Raw genomic sequence first — 18,998 nt, 5'->3', positions numbered from 1 at the left:
GATGACCCCGACCGTGTTCTTGATCGTGGGCGTTGCCGCGCTCGGCGCCGGCATCGTGCTGGCCGTCATCGGTATCACCGCGCGCGCCGCGGACGGCGGCGTGGCGCGGGCGCTCGCGGCGATCGACAGCCACTACACCCGCCATGCTCCGACGGCCGCCGAGACGGCAACGGATCCGTTCGCCGCCCTACCGGGCTGGCTGCGCGGACTCGCCGTACGCCTGTCGCCGTCGGGGATCAGCGCGACGCTGCAGCGCCGCCTCGACCTGGCCGGTAATCCGTCTGCGTGGACCCCGGACCGGGTCCTGGCCGCGAAAGGCCTGGGACTGTTCATCCTCGGTGGACTGGGTGGCCTGTACGGGCTGCGGACGATCGGTCTGCTGATCGTCGGCGCCGCTGTGGCGGCGACCGCAGGTTTCTTCCTGCCGGACATGCTGCTGTACAACGCGGGGATCAAGCGGCAGGAGAAGATCCAGAAGGCCTTGCCGGACGCGCTCGACATGCTGACCGTCTGTGTGGAGGCCGGGCTCGGCTTCGACGCCGCGCTGGCGCAGGTGGCACGCAATACGACCGGTCCGCTGGCGGCCGAACTCTCGCGGGTGCTGCAGGAGGTCCAGATCGGCAAGTCCCGATCGCAGGCGTTGCGTGCGCTGACCGAGCGGACGACGGTGCCGGAGCTGCGATCGTTCGTGTCCGCGTTGGTCCAAGCGGGCGAGCTGGGCATCACCATCGCCGACGTACTGCGTGAGCAGGCGAAGGAGATGCGTCTGCGCAGGAGGCAGCGGGCCGAGGAGAAGGCGCAGAAGGTGCCGGTGAAGATCCTGTTCCCGCTGGTGTTCTGCCTGTTCCCGTCGATGTTCATCGTCATCATCGGGCCAGGCGTGATCAGCATCGTCCACGTCTTCTTCGGGAAGTGACAGCCATGGCGAATCGCCCGATGGACATCGGCCGGCTGGTGATGGTGCCCGGCGCGGTGCTGATGCTGTCCGCCGACGCAGTCATCCTCACGCGCTCGGCCGACGTACTGCCGTGGATCGGGAACGCGCTCGTTGCCGTGTTCTATGCGCTGATCATCTGGGCGTACGTCCGGCGTGGGCCGGCCAAGGCCACCACTACGTCGCACACCGCACAGGTGGCGGCCGTGGTAGCCACCCTGCTCCCGTTCGCGTTCCCGTTGCTGACCGGCGATCGCTCGGGCACAGGACGGCAGGTGGCCACCGACGTACTCCTGGTCGCCAGCACGGCATGGTCGGTCTGGTCGCTTCGCAGCTTGGGCAAGAACCTCTCGGTTATCGCTCAGGCCCGCGACGTCGTCGACGACGGCCCGTACCGCTGGATCCGGCATCCGCTGTACACAGGTGAGATCGTCTCGTCGCTCGGCCTGGCCGTCGCGGCCGGAACCGCCGGCGCCGCCGGTGCGTGGATCCTCCTCGTCAGCCTGCAGCTCTACCGAGCCCACCACGAGGAACGGATCCTCCTGATGACACTGCCGACGTACGCCGCGTACCGCGCACGGACGGGCGCCGTGCTCCCGTGGGTCAGCCGAGGGCGGAGTGGAGGCGGAGTGCTACCTGGACGTCCAGTGACCGGTCTGCAGACAGCCAGCCGTCGCCGAGTAGGGCGGTGACGCGGTCCAGTCGTTGCTGGACGGTGTTGGGGTGGATGTGCAGGGAGGTGCCGGCGCGGGTCGGGCTCTGGCCGGCGGCGAAGTAAGCCTGGAGGGTGCCGATCAGGTCGGTGCCGCGCTGCGTGTCGTAGTCAATGACCTTGCCCAGCACGTGGTGCACGTGGCTGCGAACATCTACATCGGAAGCACCGACCAGACCGGCAACGCCTAGATCGTCAGGTGTAGCCGACTCGCTCGTGCGGCCTAGCCGGAGCATGGTGGTGACCAGCCTGACGCCCTGGCGGTGGGCTTCGATCAGGGGCTCGCCCCAGGCCGCAGGGCCGGTCACAGCGATCGTGACGCCACCACGCTTGGCCACCTCGGCCAGATCACGGGCCGCGCTAGTAGGCGTCGTACGGGCGAACAGGAGCACCAGGTCCCCGCCGTACGGACCCGAAAGTACGAGTCTGTCTTCCAGCGGTGCAGAGAGTCGTGCGCGTACGGCGGTGTGGTCGCCGCGGCAGACTGCGATGACGAAGCGGTCGTGGCGATGGTTCGGTGCGAGCAGTCGGCGTCGATCGGTCAGCGTGCGTGGATCGGCGCTCCCACTGAGTACGTCGGCCAGGAGATCGGCCTGTGCACGTTGGGATTGCTCAGCGGACTGCCGTCGGAAGAGCAGAACCAGTGCGGTGACAACGGCAGCGCGTTCGACGATGCGACGATCTGCGCCGGACAGGTCGTCAGCGCCTCCGATCACGAGCGCACCGAGCCGTTCACCCTTGGCGGTCGCCGCGACGACCCAGCAATCACCGATGCGGGTCAAACGGCCGGACTCGGACTCCTGCCAGGGCACTGCTTCAGGAACTGCTCCGGCGGCGGCAAGTTCGTTGCCCGCGGCATCGACCAGCACTACCCACACGTCGAGCAGCTCGGCCAGCGCGGCGGCGATGGCGTCCACATCGCCGCCGGACAACACGATGTCGGCGAAGCGGTCATGTGCGGCTGCAGCGTGTTCGACACCGGCATGCGCGGCAGACAGCTGATCCAGCGCAGCAGCTGTCTCGGCGGCCGCACGTACTTGGACGATCGTCACCGCAGCCAGCGTGGCGAGTGAACCGAGCAGCGACACCTCATCGCGACTGAAAGGCCGCGCTGTCCGGTTGGACGCGAACAACACGCCAACGAAAGCGCCGTCGACGATCAGCGGCGTACCGCAGATCGCCACGAGCCCCTCCTCGCCGACCGCATCGTCGATCGGCATGGTGTGGCGGAAGCGTCGATCGGATGGGTAGTCCGCGGTCCAGTACGGCTTGTACGTCTCCGCGACCAGTCCGCCGAGTCCAGCGCCCAGAGGCAGTCGCAGTTGCTGGAAGGCAGCCGACACCGAGCCGTCAGTGGCACGCATGTACGTGTCACCACGCGTCTCGTCATACAGCGTCAGGTATGCGACGTCCGTGCCGATCAGAGTGCGGGCGCGGTGCACGATCGTGTCGAGTACGCCGCCTGGGTCGCGCGCCGACGCCAATTCGCGCGCTACGTCGACCAGTGCGGACAGCTCGGCCTCACGCTTCTTGCTCGCGTCCATGCCGGCCCGGATGCGCAGGGCGAGGTCGCGTGCCACCGCGTCCTCGCCCGCCGCCCGGGCCAACTCACTCCCGGGCGCATCCTCGGCCAGCAGCCGCAGAAGCTCCTCCATGGTTCTACAGAGTAGTGAGATCCCGGCGGTGCGTTTCGGAGTACGACGTCACTGCGACCACCGAGACCACTGCACACGCTGCGACGTACACGGCGATCGCATAGCCCGAGTCGTACGCCTTGAGCAGCGCCACCGCGATGAACGGCGCCAGACCGCCCGCGATGATCGACGCGAGCTGGTAGCCGACCGAGACACCGGAGTACCGCACCCTCGTGCCGAACAACTCGGTGAAGAACGACGCCTGCGGTCCGTACATCGCGCCGTGCAGGATCAGACCCACTGTCACCGCCAGCGTGGCCAATGCGAAGTTGCGAGTGTCGACCAGCGCAATGAAGACGAACACCCAAACTCCCACTCCGACAGCGCCGATCAGATAGACCGGCCGGCGACCGATGCGGTCCGACAGAGCGCCCCACGCCGGGATTGCGAAGAAGTGGATGGCAGCACCGATCAGTACTGCATTGAGAGCGAACGACTTGCCCATCCCCAGCTGTTCCTTCGCGTACGTCGCGATGACGATCGTGAAGATGTAGTAGCTGACGTTCTCCGCCATCCGCGCACCCATCGCCGTCAGCACCTCACGTGGGTACCGCGTGAGCACCTCAAGCAAAGGCAGCTTGTCCGCAGGCTCTTGCTTGGCCCGGGCCTCCTGGAACACAGGCGACTCCTCGATCCGCAGCCGTACCCACAGCCCGACCAGCACCAGTACTGCGGACAGCAGGAACGGAATGCGCCAACCCCACGCATTGAAGTCAGCGTCCGACTGGAACGCAGCCAGTCCCGCCAGCACGCCGTTCGCGATCAACTGACCCGCGGGGGCACCGGCCTGGGGCCACGACGCCCAGAAACCGCGCCTGGCCGGGTCACCGTGCTCGGACACGATCAGTACGGCGCCACCCCACTCGCCGCCGAGCGCGAAGCCCTGGATGAGCCGCAGTACCGTCAGCAGGATCGGTGCGAGCGAGCCGACCTGCGCGTACGTCGGCAGCAGGCCGATGGCGAAGGTGGCGAACCCCATCATCAGCAGTGACAGCACAAGCAGCTGCTTGCGTCCGAGCCGGTCACCGAAGTGCCCGAACACCACGCCGCCGATCGGCCGCGCGAAGAAGCCGACTGCGAAGGTGGCGAAGCTCAGCAACGTCCCGCTGAGCTCCTCGCCCTTCGGGAAGAACAGGTCGCCGAACACCACCGATGCGGCGACGCCGTAGAGGAAGAAGTCGTACCACTCGACCGTCGTACCGACGAGACTCGCTCCCACCACCCGCACGATCGACGTACGGGTGCGGACCGGTTCTGTAGCTGTCATTGGGCGGGCTCCTAGCTAGTGGGCGGTCCAGCCGCCGTCGAGTACGAACGAGCTCCCCGTGATGGAGGCGGATGCCGGGCCGCACAGCATGGCCACGAGCTCCGCCACTTCGGCCGGTTCGATCAGCCGCTTCACCGCGACCGGTTCGAGCAGGACCTTGTCCAGCACCTCTGCCTCGGACAGGCCGTGCGTCGCGGCCTGGTCCGCCAACTGCGCGGTGACCAGCGGCGTGCGGACGTAGGCCGGGTTGACGCAGTTGCTGGTCACTCCATGCGCCGCGCCCTCCAGTGCGACGACCTTGCTCAGGCCCTCCAGCCCATGCTTCGCCGCGACGTACGCCGCCTTGAACGGGCTGGCCCGGAGGCCGTGGACCGAGCTGATGTTCACCACGCGGCCCCAGCCGGCGCCGTACATGTGCGGAAGCGTCTGCCGGATCAGCCGGAACGGCGCCTCGAGCATGAGCCGGATGATGTAGCTGAACCGCTCCGGCGGGAACTGCTCGACCGGTGCGACCTGCTGTACGCCGGCGTTGTTCACCAGGATGTCGACGTCGGCCGGCAGCTCCGACAGTCGCTCCAGGTCGGACAGGTCAGTCAGAATCGTCTCGACGCCGTCCAGACCGGCCTGGTCGAAGTCCACGGCGATCACGTGGACGCCGTCCGCGGCCAGGCGTTGGGCGCAGGCGGCGCCGATGCCTGACGCGGCACCGGTGACGAGGGCTCGACGGGTCTCCATGGCTGATGACTGTAGAAATCCAGGCCACCGCGCACTATGGGATAGGGACACACAACCCACGGGGGCTGTATGGCGGGACACGCCATTTATCCACAAGTGTGCCTATCAGACCTGCGGCTGCCGATAGGTGGACCTATGGTTGAAACATGGTCGATATCGAGCACCCGAAGAAGAAGGCCGCGGGCGTCCCCGCGGTGCTCTCATCGTTCAAGTTCGGTTTCCGGGAGATGGGTCCCGCGCGGACCGGCAAGGTGTTCCTGAAGATGAACCAGGACGGCGGGTTCGACTGCCCGTCCTGCGCCTGGCCCGATCCCGACCACAAACGCAAGCACGCGGCCGAGTTCTGCGAGAACGGCGCCAAGGCGGTGGCCTGGGAGGCGACCCGCAAGCGGGTTCCCCGGGAGTTCTTCGCAGAGCACTCGGTCGAGGCGATGAACGAGATCTCGGAGTTCGAGCTCGGCAAGCTCGGCCGGATCACCGAGCCGATGCTGCTCCGGGCCGGTGCGACCAACTACGAGCCGGTCGGCTGGGACGAGGCGTTCCAGGTCGTTGCGCGGCATCTGAAGGCCCTCGTCGACCCGAACGACGCCGTGTTCTACACCTCCGGTCGGACCAGCAACGAGGCCGCGTTCCTCTACCAGCTCTTCGTCCGCGCCTACGGCACGAACAACCTGCCCGACTGCTCGAACATGTGCCACGAATCCTCGGGTACGGCGCTGTCGAAGGTGATCGGCAGCGGTAAGGGTGCCGTCACGCTGGAGATGCTGGAAGAGGCCGAGCTGATCGTCGTCGTCGGCCAGAACCCGGGCACCAACGCACCGCGGATGCTCAGCCACCTCGAGATCGCCAAGCGCAACGGCGGCGATATCGTCTCGGTCAACCCGCTGCCCGAGCCCGGCCTGATGAACTTCAAGAACCCGCAGGCCGCGCGCGGCTGGATCGGCAAGGGCACGAAGCTCGCCGACCAGCACCTGCAGATCCGGCTCGGCGGTGACCAGGCGCTCTTCCTTGCCATCGGCCACCTTCTGCTCCAGGCCGAGGCGGCCGACCCGGGCACCGTTCTGGACAAGTCCTTCATCGACTCCCACACCAGCGGGTTCGAGCTCTACGCCAAGCACAACACCGAGATCGACTGGCCGGCGGTCGAGCAGGCGACCGGACTGCGGCGCGCCGAGATCGAGGAGCTCACCCAGCGGTTCATCAAGTCCAAGGCGACGGTGATCTGCTGGGCGATGGGCCTGACGCAGCACCGCGAGGCTGTCGCGACGATCAGCGAGATCGTCAACGTCCTTCTCCTGCAGGGCAATATTGGCAAGCCGGGCGCCGGCCCGTGCCCGGTGCGCGGTCACTCGAACGTGCAGGGCGACCGCAGCATGGGCATCTGGGAGAAGATGCCGGACGTGTTCCTGGACAAGCTCGACTCCGAGTTCTCCTTCACCTCGCCGCGCGAGCACGGCATCGACGCGGCGGAGACGGTGAAGCGGCTGCGGGACGGCGCCGTCCGCGTGTTCTTCGGGATGGGCGGGAACTTCGCCTCCGCGACGCCGGACACCGAGGTCGTGCATCGCGGGCTGCGTGCCTGCGATCTGACCGTGCACGTGTCGACGAAGCTCAACCGGTCGCACACGGTCATCGGTCGCGAGGCGCTGATCCTGCCGACGCTCGGACGCACCGACCACGACCACACGGCAGCCGGTCCGCAGTCGGTCACCGTCGAGGACTCACAAGGCGCCGTACACCTCTCGACCGGCAACCTGATTCCTCCGGGTCCGGAGATGAAGTCGGAGATCGGCATCATCTGCGGGCTGGCGCGGGCCGTGGTGCCGGAGGTCGGCCAGATCCCGTGGGCCGACTTCGCGGACGACTACAGCCTGATCCGGCAGCGGATCGGGCGGGTCGCCGACGGGTACGAGGACTTCGAGGACCGCTTGCGGGCGAACGGCGGCGGGTTCCTGCTGGCGCACGCGGCGCGGGACAAGCGTGAGTTCAAGACGTCCGACGCGCGGGCGCAGTTCACCGCCAACGACCTCACCTGGTTGCCGACTGAGCCGGGCCGGCTGTTGCTGCAGACCATGCGCAGTCACGACCAGTTCAACACCACGATCTACGGCCTCCAGGACCGCTACCGCGGCGTCAACGGGACACGCGAGGTCGTCTTCGTGAACCCGCACGACCTGGCCGAGCTCGGTCTCGAGGACGGAGCGTACGTCGACATCGTGAGCGAGTTCCAAGGGGTCGAACGGCGCGCCTCGAACTACCGGCTGGTGTCCTACCCGACGGCTCGAGGCTGCGTAGCGGCGTACTACCCGGAGACCAACGTGCTGATGTCGGCCGACGACGTCGCGAAGGGCAGCAACACGCCCGTCGCGAAGGGCCTGACCGTCAGGCTGGAGCCAGTCTCTTCCTGAACCACGGCTGGAGTACTGCGAGTGCGACCGCGACCGCTGCGCTTGTCAGCCAGAGCCCTCTCGGGCCGGCGCTCTCCAGAAGTTGGGTGACTGTGAGCGGGGCGATCGTGGTCGCGATCCCCCAGCTCAGTCCGAAGACGGCCAGGTAGCGGCCGCGGGCCTGATCGGGCGCGAGGCCCGAGGCCTGCGTGAGGTAGCGGGTCAGGAGGAACAGGTCGCCGAGGCTCCAGAGGATCGCGGCGATCACGAAGACTGCCAAGGAGCCGGCGACTGCGCAGACAACCAAGCCTGCGGCGAGTAGGACGTAGCCGATGGAGATCGATCGGAAGTCGTCCAGGTTCTGCACCCGGAGCAGTCGTTGCGCGGCGATCAGGGTGATCGCGGAGATGGCCAGGATGATTCCGATGCCGGACTTCGGGAGACCTTGTTCGAGCAGCGTCAGCGGCAAACCGATGATGATCTGCATGTAGATGGTCGCAAAGATCGTGCCGCCGGCGAGGAGAAGCAGCAGCCGGCGATCACGCCACACCGAGACCACCTGCTGCCGCTCGTCCGGCGGCACTGGGACCGCCGGACCAGCCGCCGTCGCCTTGTCGGTTCCCAGCCGTGCGTCGCTCTGGAGGGCGAGTGCGACCAGCGCGGCGCAAGACAGACAGGTGATCGCGTCTGCGACGAAGAGCCAGCGGAGGTCGCCATGGCTGATCGCAGCCGCGAGCAGGCCGGCCAGGACACCGGCCGCGGCGAGTGCGGCGCTGTAGAGACCGTAGGCTGCGGGGCGGTCGGACGGCTCGGTGACGTCGGCGATCATCGCCTGGCTCGGCGGCTCGTAGATCTCGAACGCGAGGCCGAGCAGGATCGTGGCGAGCACCGCCGACCACAACGTGTGGCTCAGCGCGATCCAGAGTTGGGCGATCGCGCAGCCGCTCAGGCCGAGCACGATCGTCAGGCGCCGACCGAGTCGGTCGGCCAACTGGCCGCCGAGCAGCCGGGACGGGATCGTCGCGGCGCCGAAGACCGCGAGGATCAGGCCGGTCTGACCGAGCGAGGCGCCGAACTCGACCGTGAGCACCACGCCGAGGAACGGGAGCGTGAACGCGCCGATCCGGTTCACCGCGCGGGCGACGACCAGGATCCAGACAGTCCGGGACAGCCCTCGCCAGGGTCCGGTCAGCGTGGCAACAGCGCTCATCACGACTCCATGACTGTCTAAACGGATATGATCGGTCACGCGAGAGCCTACGGAGAGGACCCATGACCGGTCAAGTGTCTTTTGATAGTCACGCCAGGAGTGTGCTGGCGGCGTCGGTCGAGTACGTGAACCGGCTGACCCCGGGGTACTCCGGCGGCGTCGCGTACGCCGCGCCCGCCGACGACCCCGCAGCGATCACCGAAGCCGTGGCACAGGCCCTGACCGCGATCGGTCATCCCCCGAAGTCGGTACCGGTGGACGACGCCCGTCGCCTCAAGCAGCTGGCCGGCCGGATGCGGCTGATCTTCGAAGCCGCCGCAGCCGACGACCTGGACACCGCCGCGACGGAGATCAACGCGCTTCTCGTGGACACCAACGCCCGTCCTCAGCTCGATCGCGGCCGTGACCGCCCCTGGAGCCTCCACTTCCACGGCCCCGACGAACAACTGGCCAACGGCTGGGCAGCCGGCTGCGCCGCCGGCCTGGCCCTTGCCGTCGGCAGTGACCTAGCCGGCCGTCTAGGCGTCTGCGCAGCCCCCCAATGCGACCGCGTCTTCGTAGACGTCTCCAAAAACGGCCAACGCCGCTTCTGCTCCCCCCAATGCCAAAGCCGCGTCAAAGCCGCCGCCCACCGAGCCCGCCGCTCCGCCCCCGAATAGCCAGGTCTGAAGAGGGAGCGCCGGGGCTTGAACAGGAAATGGGGGCCTTGAACAGGCAATTAGCTGTTTCGACCCGCGAGAACGTGTCCCCCCCCCCCGCATATCCGACTGCGCAACGCGTCGGGGCGTCGCAGTCTGTGCCGGCCGCGGAACAGTCGTCGATCGCCATCCGGACGGTGCGATCGCCGGACCGCAAGTGCGTCGGACGCCAATTCCCCAGGACCTGGGCTCGCCTGGACCCATCCTCCACGACGCGGACGCCCCACCCGAAGCGTTTCGGGTGGGGCGTCGGGCCCGCAGCTGAGTTGTCGTCAGCCGACGGGAGTCAGTTCGCGTTCCTCCTCCGGTGCCGGCGGGAGTGGCGAGCCGTGCTTGGGGCGCTTGCCCCGTAGCCACTTCGGGGCCCACCAGTTGGTGTCACCGAGGAGGATCATCGCGCTTGGCAGGATGACTGCGCGGATGATCGTCGCATCGATCAGGATCGCGACCGCCAGACCGACTCCGAGCTGCTTCATGTCCAGCGTGCTCAGCGTGGCGAAGACCGCGAACACCCCGATCATCACCGCCGCCGCGCTGGTCACCACGCCGGCCGAGCCGGTGATGCCCTCGGCAACAGCCTGCCTGGTCGGAACGCCCCGCAGTACGGCCTCACGGATCCGGCTGACGACGAACACGTGGTAGTCCATCGACAGACCGAACAGCACCACGAAGAGGAACAATGGCAGCCAACTGACGACCGCGCCGTTCGACCGGAAGTGCAGCAGCCCTTCGGCCCAAGTGTTCTGGAAGACCGCGGTGACGACGCCGTACGCCGCTCCCGCGCTCAGCAGGTTGAGCCCGATCGCGGTCACAGCGACGACCACCGAGCGGAACGTCACCATCATCACGATCAGCGTCAGCAGCAGCACGAACCCGATCACCAGCGGCAACTTCTCCCGCGTGTGCGCCGCATAGTCGACGTCCGCGGCCACGAACCCGCCGACGGCGTACTCCACGCCCGGCACCTTGCCGACCGTCTCCGGCATCAGTTCCTTGCGCAGCTTGGTCAGCGAGTCCCGAGCCTGCTGGCTGCCACCCTCGTACGGCGTGGCGACCTCGAGCGTCGTCACCGTGCCGTCCTTGGAGACCCGCGGCTCCTCAAGACCGTCCGCCGCGAACAGCTTGTCGTCCTTCGTGCGCTGCATCAGGTCGGCCAGCGCCGCCTTGACCGCAGGCGCCTGATTGGCCGGCGCCCGTACGGCGACCTCGTGGCTCGTGCCCGTGCTCGGGAACGCCGCGGTGAGCCGGTCGTACGCCTTCATCACCGACGTCGTCCGGGGTAGATCCTCGGTGCCCGGGAACTTCAACTGCATCCCCAGCGCCGGCGAGGCAACCGCGAGCAGCGCGGTGACGGCGATGAGCAGCGTGGCGACCGGGTGCTTCAGCGCCGGCTTCAGCACTGTCGGCCAGAACCGCGGCTGGCCCTTCGATGCCGTCAACCGCCACACGAGCGGGATCCGCGGCCGATCGACCCACCGACCGAGCTTCGCCAGTACGGCGGGGAGCACGGTGAGCGAACCGACGACGGCAACCGCGACGACGAGGATCGAGCCGACCGCGAAGGACGAGAAGACCGCATCGCGAGCGAGGAACAGCCCCGCCATCGAGATGATGACCGCCGTACCCGAGACGACGACCGCATGTCCCGACGTCGCCGCGGCGATCTCGACCGCGTCGACGTGACCACGACCCTTGGCGCGCTCCTCGCGCTCACGCCGGAGATAGAACAGCGAGTAGTCGACGCCGACCGCCATACCGATCAGCAGGATGACGCTGTTGACCGCGTCGACCGCGGGTACGAGCTGTGATGCCGCGGCCGCCAAGCCGATCGCTGCTGCTACTGCGGACAGCGCGAGCAGCAACGGCACCGACGCGGCGATCAGTGCGCCGAACGCGATCAAGAGGATCGCCAGCGTCACCGGCAGGCTGAACATCTCCGCCCGCTTGAAGTCCTTGCCCAGCGTCTCGTTGAGCGCCTTGTCGATGGACAGTCCACCGACCTCTTCGATCCGGAGATCCGGATACTGCTTCTGCACCTGGGCGGTGGTGTCGAGCAACGGCTGCACCCGCGCATCGGCGTCGGCCCCTTCGGCGGCGTCCTTCAGGGTGACCCTGACGATCACCGCCTCCTTCTTCGGCGACGGCATCGGCTGCGCCACTTCCGCGACCCCACCGAGGGCGCGCATGCGCTGGATCACGACGCCGGCGGCCTTGGTCGCCGCGGTCTGGTCGAGCTGTCCGGACGGCGCCGTGATCAGCACGCTCTCCACGTCCGGGTCGTCGAAGTTGCCGGACTTGACGATGTTGTCCGCCCGGGTCACCTCACCGATATCGCCCTCGTTCTTCGACTCCTTGGTTCCGGTGATCGAGCCGAGCGCGAAACACGCGACCACGACGACAACCCACATCGCGATCGCCCGCCACGGATGGGTGGCACTCCAGCGCGCCGCCCGTACCGTGATCTGTCCCCTGGCCATGCTTCCCTGCCCCTCTGCGCCCCCTCGGGCACCCCACCCAGCGCTCCTGGCGTGACGCTGGCTACGGGCAAAAGCCTGACCGGCCGGGACCGGTCCCGGCCATGGAGGAAGCCACCCAGTCGACCCTGGGGCTAGCCCTACCCCACCCTTTCCCGTACGCCGTACGAGCGCGCGGATCGCCCCTCCGGAACCCCACTTTGAGCACCCACCAACCACTTCGGGGACGCACAAACGGTTGGCCGGTGCTCAAAGTCGCCGGCGAGCGCCGCCCGAGGCGCGACGGGGGCGGGGCGGGGGCGCGACGGGGCGCGACGGGGGCGGGGGGTGGGGCGCGGGGGGGGGGCGCGGGGGGTGGGGCGCGGGGGGTGGGGCGCGGGGGGCGGGGCGCGGGGGGCGGGGCGCGGGGGGTGGGGCGCGGGGGGCGGGGCGCGGGGGGCGGGGCGCGGGGGGCGGGGCGCGGGGGCGGGGCGCGGGGGCGGGGCGCGGGGTGGGGCGTTGGTGGGGTGGTGGGGTTAGAAGTCGTCGAGGTTTAGGGAGGAGGCGGCGGAGATGCCCTCGAGGTATCCCTCGGCGCGCTCGGCCTTCGGGTATCGGTGGACGAGGTCCCAGAAGGTGGCGTTGTGGGTCGGCTCGATCAGATGAGCGAGCTCGTGGACCAGCACGTAGTCGACGACCCAGGCCGGCATCGACTGCAATCTGGTCGACAAACGGATGGATCTGTCCGCCGGAGTGCAGGATCCCCACCGTCTGTTTTGGTTCGAAACCCACCTCACAGACGCAGGTTCGGGCACTTCTGGGAGGTGACGACACGCGAGTTCGTGTGCTCTGGCCAACAATTTTTCGTCCGACACGCGCGACCGGCTGCGCTGCTTCTCGAGCCGCGCCAGCATGGTCTCGACCCAGCGCGCCTCCTCGGCGGCGGACAACCGGTCGGGCATCAGCACGACCACCCGCTCACCGTCGCGGTACGCACTGACCGTGCGCTTGCGGCGCTTGCTGCGCCGGATATCCACGTACGGCGGGATCGGGCGCGGTGGGGAGTCGGCCATGGCTCAAAAATGTACCCCCCGAATCCGACAACTTTCTTCGGTCCACATCCTGTGCATCGGCGTTTCCGCAGGTCAGGTGCCAGATCTTGAACCTGCTGACCCGCGTTGTTCACATCCTGTTCCCCCGCCCGTCCACAGCGTCGGGCGGCGCGCCCCACAGGTTGCGCACAGAGTTATCCACAGGCGTGGACAACGCGGGCTTGCCTGCACGGCCGTCGCCTCCTAGCGTCATCTGCAACAGGCTCCCGGACCGCCTCCGGGGCCGCTCGGAGGGGAAGCCGAGCTGCTCCGGAGGCGGATCACCGGGAGCCTGTTCCGTGCCGGCGAAAGTTTCGGTAAGGGCTTTCCCCCCGGGATTCAGGCGGCGCGCTGACCGTGAGGTGCGCTTGAGCCTGCGCCAGGAGGCCGTAGGGTGAATCCCGACTGGGCCGCACGGCCTACGGCAGGACGGTCTGCCGTTCAGCATCCAACGACTGCCCGGGGCGAGACCCCGGGCTGGAATTCAAGCAAGGAGAGGGCCCTCATGGCAGAGACCTGGAGCGGCGAGTTCTACTGCGTCAAGTGCAAGGCCAAGCGCACCGCCGACGGCGAGGTCAAGGTCAACGACAAGGGCACGCGCATGGCGAAGGCCAAGTGCCCCGAGTGCGGTACGAACCTGAACCGGATCCTCGGCAAGGCCTGACGCACCACGTCGTAGGGGCGGTGCCCGGCACGCTGTCTGTGCCGGGCACCGCCCCTGGTGCGTCCCGGCTTGGGCGACCGGACAGAATGGAGGTGTGTCGGACCTTCCTCGCAAAGCGCTGAGCCGGACCGCGAAACTTGCCAGCCTCCCCCTCGGTGCCGCCGGGCGGGCGACGGTCGGCCTGGGCAAGCGCATCGGCGGCGCTCCCGCCGAGGCCGTGTTCGCCGAGTTCCAGCGGCGGACGGCCGATCAGTTGTTCGCCGTCCTGGGTGAGCTCAAGGGCGGCGCGATGAAGTTCGGGCAGATGCTCAGCCTGATGGAGTCCGCGATGCCGGAGGAGCTCGCGGCGCCGTACCGGGCGACCCTGACCAAGTTGCAGGACTCCGCCCCGCCGATGCCGGCCTCGACCGTGCACACGATCCTGTCGCGGGAGCTGGGCAAGCGCTGGCGGGACCGGTTCGAGGAGTTCGACGACCTGCCCGCGGCGGCCGCGTCGATCGGTCAGGTGCACCGCGGCCGGCTCAAGGACGGCCGCGAGGTCGCGGTCAAACTGCAGTACCCGGGCGCCGCGGAAGCGCTCCGGTCGGACCTCAGGCAGCTCGGACGGTTCGCGCGGACGATCGGCGCGGTGGTCCCTGGTCTCGAGGTGAAGCCGCTCGTCGCGGAGCTCCAGGAGCGGATCGGCGAGGAGCTCGACTACGACCGCGAGGCACAGGCCCAGCAGCAGTACGCGGATGCGTTCAAGGACCACCCGGAGTTCGTCGTACCGCGGGTCATCAAGCACTCCCCCACGGTCATCGTGTCCGAGTGGATCGAGGGCCGCCCGCTGTCGTCGTACATCACCGACGGCACCAAGGAGGAGCGGGACGCGATCGGCCTGAAGTACGTCCGGTTCATGTTCAGCGGGCCGAAGTACGCCGGTCTGCTGCACTCGGATCCGCATCCGGGGAACTTCCGGGTGATGGCCGACGGGCGGCTCGGCGTGGTCGATTTCGGGCTGTGCGCGCGGCTCCCGGACGGCCTGCCGCCAGCGATCGGGCGGTTGCTGCGGATCTCGCTGAAGGGCGACGGCGAGGCGGTCCGGGACGGGCTCAAGGCCGAGGGCTTCATCAAGCCGCGGATGGAGATCGACCCGGAGCAGCTGATGGACTACCTGGCGCCGTTCGCGGAGCCGGCGCGCGAGGAAACGTTCCAGTTCAGCCGGGCCTGGATGCGCGCGCAGGCGAACCGGACCGGTGACTTCCGGTCTCCCAACGCGTCGCTCGCTCTTCGCCTCAACCTGCCCCCGTCGTACCTGCTGATCCACCGCGTCTGGATCGGCGGCATCGCCGTACTGTCGCAGCTCGAGGCGGAAGCCCCGTTCCGCACCGTGCTGGAGGAGCTCCTGCCCGGCTTCACCGACGACTGAGGGCCGGGATCGCGCGCAGCGTGACGGCCAGCAGGACCGCGACGGCCGCCAGAGCCACTGCGGTGATGCCTGCGGCGAGGTGGAGACCGCTGGTGAAGGCGTCGCGCGCCTGGTCCAGCAGGTCCCCCGTGGCGCCCTGGGCGATCGCCTCGCCCAGTGAGTTGCCGCCGCGGCCGTCCATGTGGCCGCGGTACGCCGCAGTCACCACACTGCCCAGTACTGCGATGCCGAGCGAGTAGCCGAACTCGTTGCTGGTCTGCGTCAGAGCACCGGCCGAGCCGGCCTTCTCCGGCGGCACCGAGCCGATGACCAGGTTCGTGCCGAGCGTGACGAGCGGCGCCGGGCCGACGCACTGGATCGCGAAGGCGATCGCCAGAACCGTCGTGGACGTCGCCTGCGACATCATGACCATGCCGAGGACCGTGAACGCGATCCCCGCCGGGATCAGCACGCTCGGCCGGATCCGCTGGGCCAGCCGGGGCGCCACCTGGAAGGCGACGGTCGTCGTCAGCATGCCCGGGACCAGTGCGAGCCCGGCGGCCAGCGGGGTCATCCCCTGGACCAGCTGGAAATACTGCGCCACGAACACCATCACGCCACCGGACAGCATCGAGAACGCCAGCATGCTCCCGAGCGTCACGCTGAACGTCCGCCGCGTGAACAGCCGTACGTCGACCAGCGGGTCGTCCAGGCGACGCTGCCGCCGTACGAAGATCCAGCCGAACACCACACCGACCACCAGCGCGCCGATCGACTGCACACCGGCGCCGTGCGAGGCGAGGTGCTTCAGACCGTGGATCGCCGGCAGGATCGCCGCCAGCGACAGCAGCACACTCGGTATGTCGATCCGCCCCGCCTTCTCGTTGCGGTACTCCGGGAGCAGGAACGGCCCTACGACCAGCAGCACGACCATCGCCGGTACGCCGATGAGGAACGCCGAGCCCCACCAGAAGTGGTTGAGCAGGACGCCGCCGACGATCGGGCCGACCACCGCACCGACCGTGAAGCAGCCGGCCCAGACGCCGAGCGCCTTCGCCCGCTGACGCTCGTCCGGGAACAGCGTGGAGATCAGGGACAGCGTGCAGGGCGCGATCGCCGCGCCGGCGATGCCGAGCACCGCGCGAGCCCCGATCAGCATGCCGGGATTGACCGAGTACGCCGCGACGACCGAGGCGATCCCGAACACGGCAGCCGCGATCAGCAGCAGCCGACGGCGACCGAGCCGGTCACCGAGGGTGCCCATCGTGATCATCAGGCCGGCCACCATGAACCCGTACACGTCCAGGATCCACAGCTGCTGGCTGCTCGTGGCGCCGAGGGCTTTGGTCACGGCCGGGACCGCGAGCAGCATCACGAACAGGTCCAGTGACACCAGCAGCGTGGCGAGGCACAGGACACCCAGCGCGATCCACTGCCGTCTGCTGGTCGCCACCATGTCGGCCTCGATGGTCATGATCCGGTCCTTCCGCAGGGGTGCTGTCACTTACTGCGTCGAGTGGACCGGTCTGGTATCGACACCGACCGGGACTATCTTCGAACGATGACGACGTTCGGAAACCTGCCCGAGATCGTTGCGCCGGAGGACTGGCTCGCCGCCCGTCTGGAGCTGCTGAGGCTGGAGAAGGAGGTCACGCGGGCGCGCGACCGTCTGAACGCCGTGCGCCGGCGGCTCCCGATGGTCCGGATGGACAAGCCGTACGTCTTCGAGGGGCCGAACGGCGAGGTCGGGCTGCTGGACCTGTTCGACGGGCGGGACCAGCTGGTGATCCACCACTTCATGTTCGGCCCGGACTGGGACGAGGGATGCCCGAGCTGCTCGTCCGCCGCCGACGAGATCGGCAACCTTCGCCAGCTGTACGTGCGCAACACGTCGCTCGTGGCGGTGTCGCGGGCGCCGTACCCGAAGATCGCGGCGTTCAAGGAGCGGCTGGGCTGGACGTTCCCGTGGTTCTCGTCGTACGGGAGCGACTTCAACTACGACTTCCACGCCACGCTGGACGACCGGGTCGCGCCGGTGCTGCTGCACTTCCGCACGCAGGAGCAACTGGCGAACGAGAAGGGTACGCCGTGGTCAGGCGGGCCCTGGACCGCCGATATGAACGGCGAGGAGCTGCCCGGGATCAGCACGTTCCTGCGGGTCGACGACGAGGTGTTCCACACGTACTCGACGTTCGGACGTGGCATCGAGGATTTCCACAACTGCTACCGGTACCTCGATCTGACCGTTCTCGGCCGGCAGGAGGCGTGGGAGGAGCCGAAGGGACGCGCGGAGCCGCTCGGGCTGCACGTCGGCGGACCCGCGATGCGGGTCCCCGATCAGTACTGATTCACCAGTAGACCGAGTCGAGTTTGCCCTCGATGCTGCGGACGTTCTCCCGGGCACAGCGGTCGCAGTACAACAGCTTGCGGCCGTCCTCGATCGAGGTCATCCAGGTCAGCGGCACGTCCTCCGACTCCGCCTGCTGACCACACAACGCACAGGTAGCACTCGCCATGGCACTAGTCTGCACCGGGTGCGATGGCTGATTCACGGCGAGGCCGAGGTCTGGGGTAATCGATGGCTGAGCGTACGGCGCTTGGACGTCCAGCAACCCGACGGGAGGCGGTTCGACTATCACGCCGTACGGCTGAAGGACATCGCCGCCGCGGTCGTCACCCGGGATGAACACGTGCTGCTGATGTGGCGGCATCGGTTCCTGACCGACACGTGGGCCTGGGAGCTGCCGATGGGGATCATCGAGGCCGGTGAGAGCCCGGAGGCCGCGGCGGCGCGGGAACTCGAGGAGGAGACCGGGTGGCGGGCGGACGGGCTCACCGAGCTGATCCGGTCGGAGCCCGCCGCCGGGATCATGGACTCCCGGCACTTCGTGTTCCGTGCCCGTACGGCGGTTCGGATCGGGGAGCCGACCGAGCGGAACGAGTCGGACCGGATCGAGTGGATCCCGCTGGACGACGTACCCGGGATGATCGCGCGACACGAGATCGTCAGCGGAATCACGCTGGTCGGGCTGCAGCAGCTGCTGATCCAGGAACGCTGAAGGGGCGGCACCCCTGTGGGTGCCGCCCCTCGGTTTCAGCTGGTCAGGCTGGTGATGCTGGGTGGATCAGACGAGGCGGGCGAGTGCGAGGCGCGCACGTGCGCTGGCCCTCTCAGCTCGCCGGCCTGCCCGCTCGGCCTGCTTCTGCGCCTTCTCGATCTGGTGAGCGAGGCGGAAGCGCCGGTTCTGCTCTGCGGCCTTCAGTGAAGCCCGACAGTGAGCACGGGCGAGATCTTCATTGAGTAAATGCATTTCGGTGCTCCTAGAGAAAGTCTGGGTCGTCATCGTTCGGACTCGTTTCGGATGGTTGGGTGTCGTTCAGGCTGCGGTAACGGTGTCGCTCTTGCGGGGACGCCCACGGGGCCGCTTGCGCGGAACCACCACACCTTGGACGAACAGCTCGCCACCCCACACTCCCCACGGCTCGGAACGCTCGAGCGCTCCGGCCAGGCACTCGGCCTTCAGCGGGCAGGTCGTGCAGAGAGACTTTGCGTACTCGACGTCCGCCGGCGATTCGGCGAAGAAGAGTTCTGGCGCGTAGGACCGACAGGGCAGGTCCTGCGACGTTGCAACCTCGGTGAAGACATCGAGGAAGCTAACGCTCATTCCGGTCACCTCCCAGTGACTTTTGGATGCTGGTCTCTTGTCGTCGGTGACGATTACCGGTTGGTAATCGCCAAATCTGTGGACAAACAAAAGGGCCGCGG

Annotated in this window: 17 protein-coding genes; 8 read left to right on the top strand and 9 right to left on the bottom strand. The window is 68.2% G+C overall.

The window, feature by feature from the left end:
• Nucleotide 1: 1 nt before the first annotated feature.
• Together EV653_RS33000 and EV653_RS32995 are read left to right on the top strand one after the other, a co-directional pair.
• Nucleotides 2-916: a type II secretion system F family protein gene (locus EV653_RS33000; protein ID WP_134108748.1), complete on the top strand. Its 915-nt coding sequence runs from the start codon at nucleotides 2-4 to the stop codon at nucleotides 914-916.
• A 5-nt stretch (nucleotides 917-921) separates the two neighbouring features.
• A complete protein-coding gene (locus tag EV653_RS32995; protein WP_134108746.1) occupies nucleotides 922-1,626 on the top strand; it encodes a methyltransferase family protein in 705 nt (234 codons plus the stop codon).
• Here EV653_RS32995 and EV653_RS32990 read toward each other — a convergent pair.
• From EV653_RS32990 to EV653_RS32980, 3 genes are read right to left on the bottom strand one after another with little or no spacing between them, the layout of a single operon-like run.
• A complete protein-coding gene (locus EV653_RS32990; protein WP_134108744.1) occupies nucleotides 1,538-3,301 on the bottom strand; it encodes a helix-turn-helix domain-containing protein in 1,764 nt (587 codons plus the stop codon). The genes EV653_RS32995 and EV653_RS32990 overlap by 89 nt on opposite strands.
• A 4-nt stretch (nucleotides 3,302-3,305) precedes the next feature.
• Nucleotides 3,306-4,607 carry an MFS transporter gene (locus EV653_RS32985; protein WP_134108742.1) on the bottom strand — a complete coding sequence of 434 codons (1,302 nt, stop codon included), beginning with the start codon at nucleotides 4,605-4,607 and terminating at the stop codon, nucleotides 3,306-3,308.
• A gap of 15 nt (nucleotides 4,608-4,622) precedes the next feature.
• The gene (locus EV653_RS32980) at nucleotides 4,623-5,342 is read right to left on the bottom strand and encodes an SDR family NAD(P)-dependent oxidoreductase (RefSeq protein ID WP_134108740.1); all 720 of its coding nucleotides are present in this window, start codon (nucleotides 5,340-5,342) and stop codon (nucleotides 4,623-4,625) included.
• Between the two features lie 146 nt (nucleotides 5,343-5,488).
• Here EV653_RS32980 and EV653_RS32975 point away from each other — a divergent pair, with 146 nt between their 5' ends.
• Complete coding sequence (locus EV653_RS32975) at nucleotides 5,489-7,750, top strand: FdhF/YdeP family oxidoreductase (RefSeq protein ID WP_134108738.1); 2,262 nt, start codon at nucleotides 5,489-5,491, stop codon at nucleotides 7,748-7,750.
• Here EV653_RS32975 and EV653_RS32970 read toward each other — a convergent pair.
• A complete protein-coding gene (locus tag EV653_RS32970) occupies nucleotides 7,725-8,939 on the bottom strand; it encodes an MFS transporter (protein ID WP_134108736.1) in 1,215 nt (404 codons plus the stop codon). The two genes, EV653_RS32975 and EV653_RS32970, sit on opposite strands and share 26 nt — an antisense overlap.
• 62 nt (nucleotides 8,940-9,001) lie before the next feature.
• Here EV653_RS32970 and EV653_RS32965 point away from each other — a divergent pair, with 62 nt between their 5' ends.
• The gene (locus EV653_RS32965; RefSeq protein ID WP_134108734.1) at nucleotides 9,002-9,598 is read left to right on the top strand and encodes a CGNR zinc finger domain-containing protein; all 597 of its coding nucleotides are present in this window, start codon (nucleotides 9,002-9,004) and stop codon (nucleotides 9,596-9,598) included.
• Nucleotides 9,599-9,909: 311 nt separating this feature from the next.
• Here EV653_RS32965 and EV653_RS32960 read toward each other — a convergent pair whose 3' ends face one another.
• Nucleotides 9,910-12,114 carry an MMPL family transporter gene (locus EV653_RS32960; RefSeq protein WP_134108733.1) on the bottom strand — a complete coding sequence of 735 codons (2,205 nt, stop codon included), beginning with the start codon at nucleotides 12,112-12,114 and terminating at the stop codon, nucleotides 9,910-9,912.
• A gap of 512 nt (nucleotides 12,115-12,626) precedes the next feature.
• Nucleotides 12,627-13,163, bottom strand: a complete 537-nt coding sequence (locus EV653_RS32950) for a M48 family metallopeptidase (RefSeq protein ID WP_134108731.1) — start codon at nucleotides 13,161-13,163, stop codon at nucleotides 12,627-12,629.
• Between the two features lie 523 nt (nucleotides 13,164-13,686).
• On the opposite strand from EV653_RS32950, the gene EV653_RS41420 reads away from it, so the two are divergent.
• Both EV653_RS41420 and EV653_RS32945 read left to right on the top strand, forming a co-directional pair.
• Nucleotides 13,687-13,845 (top strand): DUF5679 domain-containing protein, encoded by a 159-nt coding sequence (locus EV653_RS41420; RefSeq protein WP_012922897.1) that lies wholly within the window; start codon nucleotides 13,687-13,689, stop codon nucleotides 13,843-13,845.
• A 94-nt stretch (nucleotides 13,846-13,939) separates the two neighbouring features.
• The gene (locus tag EV653_RS32945) at nucleotides 13,940-15,253 is read left to right on the top strand and encodes an ABC1 kinase family protein (RefSeq protein ID WP_134108729.1); all 1,314 of its coding nucleotides are present in this window, start codon (nucleotides 13,940-13,942) and stop codon (nucleotides 15,251-15,253) included.
• Here EV653_RS32945 and EV653_RS32940 read toward each other — a convergent pair.
• Nucleotides 15,240-16,706, bottom strand: coding sequence for an MFS transporter (locus tag EV653_RS32940; RefSeq protein WP_134108727.1), 1,467 nt, complete (start codon nucleotides 16,704-16,706; stop codon nucleotides 15,240-15,242). The two genes, EV653_RS32945 and EV653_RS32940, sit on opposite strands and share 14 nt — an antisense overlap.
• Nucleotides 16,707-16,793: 87 nt before the next feature.
• Between EV653_RS32940 and EV653_RS32935 the strand changes: the two genes are divergently transcribed.
• Nucleotides 16,794-17,579: a DUF899 domain-containing protein gene (locus tag EV653_RS32935; protein ID WP_134108725.1), complete on the top strand. Its 786-nt coding sequence runs from the start codon at nucleotides 16,794-16,796 to the stop codon at nucleotides 17,577-17,579.
• A gap of 1 nt (nucleotide 17,580) precedes the next feature.
• Here EV653_RS32935 and EV653_RS41415 read toward each other — a convergent pair whose 3' ends face one another.
• Entirely contained in the window at nucleotides 17,581-17,748 is a 168-nt protein-coding gene (locus EV653_RS41415; RefSeq protein ID WP_166679645.1) for a hypothetical protein, read from the bottom strand.
• Nucleotides 17,749-17,766: 18 nt separating this feature from the next.
• On the opposite strand from EV653_RS41415, the gene EV653_RS32930 reads away from it, so the two are divergent.
• A complete protein-coding gene (locus EV653_RS32930) occupies nucleotides 17,767-18,291 on the top strand; it encodes an NUDIX hydrolase (RefSeq protein WP_134108723.1) in 525 nt (174 codons plus the stop codon).
• 318 nt (nucleotides 18,292-18,609) lie between these two features.
• Here EV653_RS32930 and EV653_RS32920 read toward each other — a convergent pair whose 3' ends face one another.
• Complete coding sequence (locus EV653_RS32920; RefSeq protein WP_131285495.1) at nucleotides 18,610-18,897, bottom strand: WhiB family transcriptional regulator; 288 nt, start codon at nucleotides 18,895-18,897, stop codon at nucleotides 18,610-18,612.
• Between the last annotated feature and the right edge of the window lie 101 nt (nucleotides 18,898-18,998).

This window comes from Kribbella pratensis (assembly GCF_004365355.1).
Taxonomy (GTDB): Bacteria; Actinomycetota; Actinomycetes; order Propionibacteriales; family Kribbellaceae; genus Kribbella.
The sequence above is the reverse complement of the archived record's forward strand: the minus strand, read 5'-3'. Positions and strand labels throughout refer to the sequence as shown.